At 70.9% G+C, this 7,531-nt stretch carries 8 protein-coding genes; 5 read left to right on the top strand and 3 right to left on the bottom strand.

Annotated features, from left to right (window positions below; all coding sequences use genetic code 11):
- Window positions 1-351 (bottom strand): LysR family transcriptional regulator (locus HMPREF0731_RS26375; protein WP_007004693.1); only part of this gene is annotated, 351 nt, incomplete at its 3' end.
- Between the two features lie 107 nt (window positions 352-458).
- Between HMPREF0731_RS26375 and HMPREF0731_RS13400 the strand changes: the two genes are divergently transcribed.
- The 3 genes from HMPREF0731_RS13400 to HMPREF0731_RS13390 all read left to right on the top strand — a co-directional run bounded on the left by HMPREF0731_RS13400 (window position 459) and on the right by HMPREF0731_RS13390 (window position 3,269).
- A complete protein-coding gene (locus HMPREF0731_RS13400; protein WP_007004692.1) occupies window positions 459-1,451 on the top strand; it encodes a Bug family tripartite tricarboxylate transporter substrate binding protein in 993 nt (330 codons plus the stop codon).
- A gap of 136 nt (window positions 1,452-1,587) precedes the next feature.
- Window positions 1,588-2,958 (top strand): acyclic terpene utilization AtuA family protein, encoded by a 1,371-nt coding sequence (locus HMPREF0731_RS13395; RefSeq protein ID WP_007004691.1) that lies wholly within the window; start codon window positions 1,588-1,590, stop codon window positions 2,956-2,958.
- The gene (locus HMPREF0731_RS13390; RefSeq protein ID WP_007004690.1) at window positions 2,955-3,269 is read left to right on the top strand and encodes an AtuA-related protein; all 315 of its coding nucleotides are present in this window, start codon (window positions 2,955-2,957) and stop codon (window positions 3,267-3,269) included. Before HMPREF0731_RS13395 ends, HMPREF0731_RS13390 begins: the two co-directional genes overlap by 4 nt.
- Before the next feature lie 47 nt (window positions 3,270-3,316).
- Here the strand turns inward: HMPREF0731_RS13390 and leuD are convergent, their stop codons facing one another.
- Window positions 3,317-3,934, bottom strand: a complete 618-nt coding sequence (gene leuD / locus HMPREF0731_RS13385) for a 3-isopropylmalate dehydratase small subunit (RefSeq protein WP_007004689.1) — start codon at window positions 3,932-3,934, stop codon at window positions 3,317-3,319.
- Window positions 3,934-5,352: a 3-isopropylmalate dehydratase large subunit gene (leuC, locus tag HMPREF0731_RS13380; RefSeq protein ID WP_040613320.1), complete on the bottom strand. Its 1,419-nt coding sequence runs from the start codon at window positions 5,350-5,352 to the stop codon at window positions 3,934-3,936. The genes leuD and leuC overlap by 1 nt, the downstream gene beginning before the upstream one ends.
- A 130-nt stretch (window positions 5,353-5,482) precedes the next feature.
- Between leuC and HMPREF0731_RS13375 the strand changes: the two genes are divergently transcribed.
- Window positions 5,483-6,313: a GntR family transcriptional regulator gene (locus HMPREF0731_RS13375; protein ID WP_007004687.1), complete on the top strand. Its 831-nt coding sequence runs from the start codon at window positions 5,483-5,485 to the stop codon at window positions 6,311-6,313.
- Window positions 6,310-7,527, top strand: coding sequence for an ABC transporter substrate-binding protein (locus HMPREF0731_RS13370; RefSeq protein WP_007004686.1), 1,218 nt, complete (start codon window positions 6,310-6,312; stop codon window positions 7,525-7,527). Before HMPREF0731_RS13375 ends, HMPREF0731_RS13370 begins: the two co-directional genes overlap by 4 nt.
- Window positions 7,528-7,531: the final 4 nt, after the last annotated feature.

Here is a 7,531-nt window from a genome sequence, read left to right as displayed (position 1 = left end):
GGCGCGCAGCCGCGCCAGCACCGGGGGCAGCAGCGTCGCCGCGACCGAGGGCAGCACCGCCAGATGCACCACGCCGGCACGCCGCGCCGCCTCGTCCCGCGCGCTGTCCACCACGGCGTCGAGATCGGCCAGCACGCGCTGGAAGGAGTGCGCCAGCGCCAGCCCCGCCCGGGTCGGCCGCGCGCCGCGCGCGGTGCGGTCGAACAGCGTGACGCCGAGGCCCTGTTCCAGCTCGCGGATCTGCAGGGTGAGGGCGGGCTGCGACACATGCAGCCGCAGCGCCGCCTGGCTGAAGCTGCCGGTCTCGGCCGCCGCCACCAGGGCGCGCAATTGCCGCAGGGAGGGGGTCATCAGGAATTCCTATGGCTTGCCCCGGAAAAACTCAATGGACTGATGGGTGCTGCTGCGGCCTGATGCGATGAAACGGGGCCAAGCAAGCCCCCGCCGAGGAGACGGACATGCACCCCACCCATCTGAAGCGCCGTGCCCTGCTGGGCGGCGCGCTGCTCGCCGCGCCCATGCTGGCCCCGCGCGCCGCATGGTCGCAGGAGAACTGGCCGACCCGGCCGATCCGCGTGGTGGTGCCCTTCGGCGCCGGCACCAGCACCGACATCATGACGCGGCTGGTCTCCACCCGGATGAGCCAGATCCTGGGCCAGCCCCTGGTGGTGGAGAACCGGGCGGGCGCCGGTGGCGTGGTGGGCAGCGATGGCGTCGCCAAATCCGCCCCCGATGGCTACACGCTGTGCATGGGCAGCATCGCCTCGCATTCGGTGAATGTCTCGCTGATGCCGAACATGCCCTATGACGTGCTGCGCGACTTCACGCCGATCTCGCTGGTGACCAACGCGCCGAACCTCCTGGTCATCTCGCCGCGCATCCCGGCGCGCACCCTGCCGGAATTCATCGCCTGGGCGAAGCAGCAGGGGCAGGGGGTCAGCTACGCCTCGGCCGGCAATGGGACCTCCAGCCATCTGGCGGGGGAGCTGCTGAAGCTGCGCACCGGCGCGCCCTTCGAGCATGTGCCCTATCGCAGCGGCTCCCAGGCGGTGACCGATGTGGTGGCGGGCAATGTACCGATGATCATCTACCAGGTGACGGCGGTGCTGCCTTTCGTGCGCGAGGGCACGCTGCGCGCCCTGGCCTCCACCTCGGCCCAGCGGCTGCAGCTGACGCCGGAGATCCCGACCGCGATGGAGCAGGGCATCGCCAATTTCGATGTCTCCGCCTGGCACGGGCTGTTCGCCCCGGCGCGGCTGCCGGAGCCGCTGCGCGACCGCATCTATGCCGCGCTGCGCGAGGCGCTGTTCGCGCCGGAGCTGAAGCAGCAGCTGCTGGACCAGGGGCTGGAGCCGGTGGCCATGCCGCCGGCCGAGTTCCGCCCCTGGCTGGAGGGGGATATCGCCAAGTGGCGTGAGGTGGTGCGCGTGTCCGGCGCCAAGGCGGATTAAGCAAAAGGGTTCTTTTTTGAAAAAAAGAACTTTTCTTTCAGTTGGCGTCCCGCCTCGGGCCTGAGGCGGGACGCTGAACAGACAAAGTCTTTTTGCTTCTTTTTCTTCAGAAAAAGAAGATCTTAAAGGATGTCTTATGGACGTGTTGCGCATCGGCTGCGGCTCAGGCTTCTCGGGCGACCGGCTGGACGCCCCGCTCCCGGTGGTGGAGGCGCTGATCGCCGCCGGCGGCCATGCCGCCCTGATGCTGGAGGTGCTGGGCGAGCGCACCCTGGCCCTGGCCCAGCGCGAGCGCCTGCACAAGCCTGACGCGGGTTTCGAACCCGCTTTGGTGCAATTGCTGCGCCCGATCCTGGCGCGCTGCGTGGCGCATCGCATCCCGATCGTCACCAATGGCGGCGCCGCCAACCCGCGCGGCGCGGCGCGGGCCGTGCTGGCCCTGGCGCGCGAGCTGGGCCTGCCCGCGCTCCGCGTCGGGGTGGTGGAGGGCGACGACATCCGCGGCACCCCGGCACTCTCCGGCCTCGCCCCGTGGGAGGGCGATGCGGGCGCCGTGCTGCGGCCGGAGGCGGTGATCGCCGCCAATGTCTATCTCGGCGCCGCGCCGATCGCGGAGGCGCTGCGCCAGGGCGCGGACATCGTCATCACCGGCCGCTGCTCCGACCCGGCGCTCGCGCTCGGCCCCATGCTGGCGCGCTTCGGCTGGGCCGAGGACGACTGGGACCGCCTGGCCGCCGGCACCATGGCCGGGCACCTGCTGGAATGCGGCGCGCAGGTCACGGGCGGCTATTTCGCCGATCCGGGCGTGAAGGACGTGCCCGGCATGGCCGATCTCGGCTTCCCGATCGCCGAGATCGGCGCCGATGGCAGCGTGCTGATCACCAAGCCCGCCGGCACCGGCGGCGTGGTGGACCGCCGCACCGTGACCGAGCAGCTGCTCTACGAGCTGCATGACCCCGCCGGCTATCTGACGCCGGATGTGGTGCTGGACATCACCGGCGTGACCATCACCGAGGAGGGGCCGGACCGCGTGCGGCTCTCCGGCGCCCGCGGCCGCCCGCGCCCGCCGACGCTGAAGGCCACCGTCAGCCTGCCCGGCGGCTGGCTGGGGGAGGGCGAGATCTCCTATGCCGGCCCCAATGCCCGCGCCCGCGCCGAGCTGGCCGGCCGCACCCTGACGCAGCGGCTGGAGAAGCTGGGCCTGGCGGCCCGCGCGCGGCTGGACCTGATCGGCGTGGTCAGCGTCTTCGGCGGCGATGCCGGCGTGCCGGCGGGGCTGGAGGACGCCACCCCGCCCGACCTCCGCCTGCGCCTGGCGGTGGCGACCGAAACGCGGGAGGCGGCGGAGCAGGCGGTGCGGGAGGTGCTCTCCCTCTATTGCTGCGGCCCGGCCGGGGGCGGTGGCGTGCGCAGCCGCGTCACCGACCGCATCCGCACCCTGTCCTTCCTGGTGCCGCGCGAGCGCCTCTCGCCCACCGTCTCGCTGCTGACCCTGGAGGATGCATGATCGCGCTGCACCGCCTGGCCCATGCCCGCGCCGGGGACAAGGGCAACCGGCTGAACCTCTCCCTGATCGCGCATGATCCGGCGCAGTTCGAGCATCTGGCGCGGGAAGTGACGGAGGCGAAGGTGCTGGCCCTCTTCGCGCATCGCGGCGCCACCTCGGTCCGGCGCTACGATCTGCCGGGCCTCGGCGCCTTCAATTTCGTGGTCGAGGACGTGCTGCAAGGTGGCGTCAACGGCGCGCTGAACCTCGACGGGCACGGCAAGACGCTGTCCTTCCTGCTGCTGGCAATGGAAGTTCCAGAGCCAGACTAAAAGAAAGCGGCGGGGAAAAGTATTCCCCCGCGCCCCCTTCCTTTCTGTCAGTTTCCGGCCGGCAGCTGCGCCCAGGGGCGGAGCTGCGCATCACGCCTGGCGAAATCGGCAATGGCCTCGGCGTGGCTCAGCGTCAGGTCGAGGTCGTTCCAGCCATTCAGCAGCTTCACCCGCCACACCGGGTCGATGCTGAAGCCGAAGCGCAGATCGCCCGCCGCCACGGTGCAGGCCTCCAGATCCACCGTCACGCTGCGGCCGCCCTCCCGCAGCCACGCCAGAAGGGATTCGATCTCCCCCTCGGCCAGCCGGGCCGGCAGCAATCCGTTGTTCACGGCATTGCTGGAAAAGATGTCGCCGAAGCTCGGCGCCAGCACGCAGCGGAAGCCGCCATCCACCAGCGCATACACCGCTGCCTCGCGCGAGGAGCCGCTGCCGAAATTGCGCCGCGCCACCAGGATCTCCGCCCCCGCGCGCTCCGGCGCATCGATCGGCGAATCGGCGCGCACCGCGCCATCCTCGGCGAAGCGGAGGTCGTACAGAAGAAACTGGCCATAGCCCTCGCTGCGCGGCCGCTTCATGAAGCGCGCGGGAATCAGCTGGTCCGTGTCCACATTGGCCAGCGGCAGCGGGCAGGCAGTGGCGTCGAGACGGGTGAAGGGGCGCATCAGGACCTTCCCTCCAGCATCGGCCGCACATCGGCGATATGGCCGGTCAGCGCCGCGGCGGCGGCCATGGCGGGCGACATCAGATGCGTGCGCGCCCCCTTGCCCTGCCTTCCCTTGAAGTTGCGGTTGGTGGTCGACGCGCAGCGCTCCCCCGCCGGCACCAGATCGCCATTCATGCCGACGCACATGGAACAGCCGGATTCCACCCATTCCAGCCCGGCATCTCGGAAGATGCGGTCCAGCCCTTCCTGCTCCGCCTGCTGCTTCACCAGCGTCGAGCCCGGCGAGACCAGCCCCGGCACCACCGCCCGCCGCCCGGCCAGCACGGCGGCGGCGGCGCGCAGATCCTCGATCCGGCTGTTGGTGCAGGAGCCGATGAACACCCGGTCCACCGCGATCTCCTCCAGTCTCTGCCCCGGCCGTAGGCCCATATAGTCCAGCGCGTCGCGGATCTGCGCGGCCTTCGCCGGGTCGGTGGCGCGCTCCGGGTCGGGCACCTGTCCGGTCACCGGCAACGCATCCTCCGGGCTGACGCCCCAGGTGACGGTGGGGGCGATCTCCGCCGCATCCAGCACCACCTCGCGGTCGAATGCGGCATCCGCATCGCTGGGCAAAGCGAGCCACGCCTCGGCGGCGGCGTCGAAGGCGGCACCCTGCGGCGCGTGCGGCCGACCGCGCAGGAAGGCGATTGTGGTCTCATCCGGCGCCACCATGCCGCAGCGCGCGCCGCTCTCGATGGCCAGGTTGCACAGCGTCAGCCGCCCCTCCATCGACAGGCCGCGCACCGCGCTGCCGGCATATTCCACCGCATGCCCCTGCGCCCCATCGGCGCCGATGCGCGCGATGATCGACAGCGCCAGGTCCTTGGCGGACACCCCCGCGCGCAGCGCGCCATCGGTGCGGATGCGCATGCGCTTCGGCCGCTTCTGCCACAGCGTCTGCGTCATCAGCACATGCGCGACCTCCGAAGCGCCGATGCCGAAGGCCAGCGCGCCGAAGGCGCCATGGGTGGAGGTGTGGCTGTCGCCGCAGACGATGGTCAGCCCGGGAAGGGTCAGCCCCTGCTCGGGCCCAACCACATGCACGATGCCCTGGCGCGGGTCGTGCAGCCCGAAGAGGCGCGTGCCATGCCGCGCCGCATTCGCCTCCAGCCCCGACACCATGCCGGCGATGCCGGCATCCGGGATGCTGCGCCCGGGCGTGCGCGTCGGCACGTAATGGTCGGCGACGCCGATATTCAGCTCCGGCCGCGCCACCTTCGCGTTGCGGACGCGCAGCTGGGCGAAGGCGTGGTGCGAGCCTTCATGGAAGAAATGCCGGTCGATCCAGAGCAGGCTCTGCCCATCCTCGCGCGTGAGCACGACATGCGCATCCCACACCTTGTCGAACAGCGCGCGCGGCGCGCGGCCTTCCGGCATCATCCATTCTCCGCTTCGTCCCATCGGCACGATGCCGCAGGAAAATCGTTGACGCAATGCTCCTGTCTCGTAGGCTAGACAGCATCCGGTCTGGAAAACCAGACAGGAGTAAGACAGGAGGTCATGTCGCGTGGACGCCGCCGTCGAACCCTTCAAGGCGCGCCGGATCTATCTGCTGCTGCGGGACCGCATTGCCGGCGGCACCCTTGCGGTGGGGTCGCGCCTGCCGGGCGAGCCGGACCTGGCGGCCGAGCATGGCGTCTCCCGCGTCACCATCCGCCGCGCGCTGGACCAGCTGGCGGCCGAGGGGCTGGTCGAGCGCCGCGCCGGCGTCGGCACCTTCGTGCGCGGCGGCGCGCTGCTGGCGCCCACCATCGTCGATTTCTCCGATGTCTTCTCGCATCTGAAGGAGATGGGGCGGCGCACCGAGGTGCGGCTGCTCTCCTTCGGCTACACGCAGCCGCCGGCGGCGGTGGCGGAGGCGCTGGGCCTCGGGCCGTCGGATCGGGCGCAGCGCGCGGTGCGCATGCGGCTGATGAATGGCGCGCCCTTCTCGCATCTGACCACCCATGTGCCGGAGCGCATCGGCCAGACCTATTCCGAGGCCGAGCTCGCCTCGCAGCCGCTGCTGACGCTGCTGGAGCGCAGCGGCTTGCGCGTGGCGCGCGCGCGGCAGTCGATCGGCGCGACGCTGGCCGGGCCCGAGGTGGCGGAGCTGCTGCAACTCGAGATCGGCGCGCCGCTGCTCTCGCTCACCCGCCTTGTCGAGGATGAGGAGGGCAGGGCGGTCGAGCATCTGCACGCCCTCTACCGGCCCGACCGCTTCAATTTCCAGATGCAGCTGCAGCGCACGGGGGCCGATGGCGCCCGCCGCTGGAGCCCATTGCCGCCCCGCGCGGCCAATACCGAAGAAACCGCCACGTCACGGTCCACGCGCAGCAAGAGGAACTCGTCACCATGACCACGCCCCGCCTGACCATCACGCGCCGTGGCGCGCTGCGCGCCGGCGCGCTGCTGCCGGCCCTCGCCATGCCCGGCCTGCTGCGCGCGCAGCCCGCCACGGTGAAGCTCGGCATCCTGCAGCCGCTGACCGGCGCCCTGGCGCAGGATGGCGATCTCGGCCGGCTCGGCGCCACCCTGGCGGCGGAGGCGATCAATGCCGCGGGCGGGCTGAAGGCGCTGGGCGGCGCGAAGCTGGAGCTGGTCGTGGCCGATGCGCGCTCCAACCCCGAAGCCGCGGTGCAGGAGGTGGAGAAGCTGCAGGCCGAGGGCGTGGCCGCCATTGTCGGCGGCTTCGCCAGCCCGATCTGCCTGGCCGCCAGCCAGGCCGCCTCGCGCTACGACCTGCCCTACATCGTCGATGTCGGCGTCTCCGACCAGATCACCGCGCGCGGCCTGCGCAACACCTTCCGCTTCGCCCCCGGCTTCGGCATGGTGACGAAGACGGCGCTGGAGAACCTCGTCCGCCTCAACGACGCCGCCGGCAAGCCCTGCAAGACGGTGGTGCTGGTGCATGAGGACGGGCTGTTCGGCTCGGGCCTGGCCCGGCTGCTGCAGGCGGAGCTGCCCAAGCTCGGCTTCGAGGTGCTGGAGACCATCGCCCATCCGACGCCGGCGCGCGACATGTCGAATGTGGCGCTGCGCATCCGCTCGCTGCGCCCGGATCTGGTGATTCCCTCCAGCTACTATGGCGAGTTCGTGCTGCTGGCCCGCACCATGCGGCAGCAGCGCATCCGCCCCAAGGGCATCTATGCCGTGCTCAACGGCGCCGCCTCCAACTACCGCTTCGTCAAGGAGTTCCCGGACGCGGCCGATGCGGTGATGGATTGCAACCACTGGCACGATCCGCGCAGCGAGGAAGCCCGCGCGCTGAAGGCGCAGGTGGAGCAGGGCAGCCGCCTCTGGGCCTACAACGTGCCGCTGAACTATTCCTGCGTGAAGCTGGTGGCCGATGCGCTGGAGAAGGCGGGCGGCGCCGACCGCGCCAAGCTGATCGAGGCGCTGGCGGCCTCCACCTTCGCCGGCCACATCATGCCTTATGGCCCGACGAAGTTCGAGAATGGCCAGAACACCGGCGCCGGCCCGGTGAACACGCAGGTGCAGGGCGGCGACATCAAGGTGATCTTCCCCGACACCTTCGCCGACGCCAGGCCGGTCTTCCCGGTGCAGGGCTGATCGC

Source organism: Pseudoroseomonas cervicalis ATCC 49957 (assembly GCF_000164635.1).
Taxonomy (GTDB): Bacteria; Pseudomonadota; Alphaproteobacteria; order Acetobacterales; family Acetobacteraceae; genus Pseudoroseomonas; species Pseudoroseomonas cervicalis.
This window is presented reverse-complemented; position numbering and strand designations above follow the sequence as displayed.